This window comes from Embleya sp. NPDC005971 (genome assembly GCF_040629175.1).
Taxonomy (GTDB): domain Bacteria; phylum Actinomycetota; class Actinomycetes; order Streptomycetales; family Streptomycetaceae; genus Embleya.
Map to the genome: position 1 here is coordinate 1 of NZ_JBEXUX010000178.1, position 2006 is coordinate 2006.

A 2006-nucleotide genomic window follows, 5' to 3' on the forward strand; every position below is an offset into this window, starting at 1 on the left:
TCTCCTTCAGAGTCGTGGGGGTGGCGAGCCCGGTCGATCTGGGTCGTGGGTGTGGCGGGGGTGGGCGGGTGGGTCAGGTGGTGGCGAACTCTGCCATTCCGTGGGTGAATTCGATCGTTGCCTGCCAACCCAGTTCCTGCTCCAAGCGGGTCGCGGAGGCGGTGATGTGGCGGACGTCGCCGAGGCGGTATTCGGCGGTGGTGATCGGGGGCGGGCCGGCGTGGGCCTCGGACAGCGCCGCAGCCATCTCGCCGACCGTGTGCGGGACGCCGGTGGCGACGTTGTAGGCGCGGAGGCCGGGGCCGGGGCGGTCCAGAGCGGCCAGGTTGGCGGTGGCGACGTCGCGAACGTGGACGAAGTCGCGGCGCTGACCGCCGTCTTCGTACACCCTCGGCGGCAGCCCGGCACGCAACATCGAGCGGAAGATCGCGGCGACACCGGCGTACGGGGTGTCCAGCGGCATCCTCGGGCCATAGACGTTGTGGTAGCGCAGCGCCGTGGCCACGCCGCCGGTGGCGCGGGCCCAAGCTCCGGCCAAGTGCTCTTGGGCGAGCTTGGTCGCGGCGTACACGTTGCGCGGGTCGGGCGCGGCCTCCTCGGAGATCCGACCGGGCGTCACATCCCGCCCGCACGTCGGGCACGGCGCCTCGAACCGCCCGGCCACCAGCGCCTCGACCGGCCGAGGCCCCGGCACCACGTCGCCATGCTCCACACAGCGCCCCAGGCCCTCCCCATAGACGACCATCGAACTCGCCAACACCAACCGGCCGATGCCCGCCCGCCCCATCGCCGCAAGCAGCACCGCCGTGCCCAGGTCGTTGCACCCGACGTAGTCCGGAGCGTCGTTCAGGTCCAGCCCCAGCCCGACCTTGGCGGCCTGATGACACACCGCATCCACACCGGCCAAGGCCCGCTCCACGACCACCGGGTCACGCACATCACCCCGCACCGCATCCACGCCCTCGACCGGTTCCAGGTCGAGCACCCGCACCTCGTGTCCCGCTTCAGTCAGGCATTCGACCACGTGTGTACCGATGAACCCGGCGCCGCCGGTAACCAGGATTCGCATGCCGTCCACGCTAAACACGCAGACCTCCCCAACAACCACCAACCACGCCAACGTCACTCCTTTGTAAGACCTCCCCACGCGATCACGAACTCGCCCCCACCGCCCCCTCCACGACCTGCGCCCACCTCGTGATCGCAAGCAGCGCACGACCTTCTCCACCCCTCACACCCCCTGTGGCATGGTCACGAAGGGGAGGATTAGTAGAAGAAGAAGGCGAAGAAGGAGAAGGCGGCGGGGAGGAAAAGGAGGGAGCAAGGAGGCAAGTCCGCTGCGGAAACGTGCCGGGCCACGCCCAGCGCGCCAGTGCCCCCGAAGTGGGTGAAACCTGTCCTCCCGTCCGGCCCACGCGTCTGTCGCCCCCACGACTGGCCGACCGTGCCCACCACCCTCGCGACTCGGGTAGGCAGGGCTCGCCACACCCACGATCCGACTCCGCCCACTCACCACCCCGTCCCGGCCTCCCTCCACTGCCCGGCTGCGCCCACGAGTTCACGCCCACGACTCACAGCGGCCTGCGGTTACATCCCGCCCGGCGGTCCGCCGGCGACACACGTACCCGTAGCTGCGGGATCAGACGGAGGCGGCGAATCGGCTGCGGCAAGGTGCCGGGCCGGCCCCAGGCCGCCGAACAAGGCCCGCCCGCTCCGCTCGCGACCTGGAGTCGGTTGCCCCCGCTGCACTCGCGTCATGGGTGATTGGGTTCACCGGACCCACGACCCTGATCGACCGCCCTCGCCACGCCCACGACCCACTTCCACCCTCACGCCAGCCCACGACCCCGCTTCCGCCCTCTCACCACCCCGTCCGGGCCTCTACTGCCCGACCGTGCCCACGAGTTCACGCCCGCGACTCACGACCGCCTGCGATTACGTCCCGGCCCGGTGATTCGCCCGCCCGCTCCACCGGTGACACACGTTCCCGTGGCTGCGCAACGAGG

Annotated in this window: 1 protein-coding gene; it reads right to left on the reverse strand. The window is 70.6% G+C overall.

The window, feature by feature from the left end; genetic code table 11:
• Positions 1 to 73: 73 nt before the first annotated feature.
• Complete coding sequence (locus tag ABZ374_RS48410) at positions 74 to 1069, reverse strand: NAD-dependent epimerase/dehydratase family protein (RefSeq protein WP_360325201.1); 996 nt, start codon at positions 1067 to 1069, stop codon at positions 74 to 76.
• Positions 1070 to 2006 lie beyond the last annotated feature (937 nt).

Coding starts and splice junctions, on each gene's coding strand:
- ABZ374_RS48410 (WP_360325201.1), bottom strand. CDS start 1,069: ATGCGAATCCTGGTTACCGGCGGCGCCGGGTTCATCGGTACACACGTG.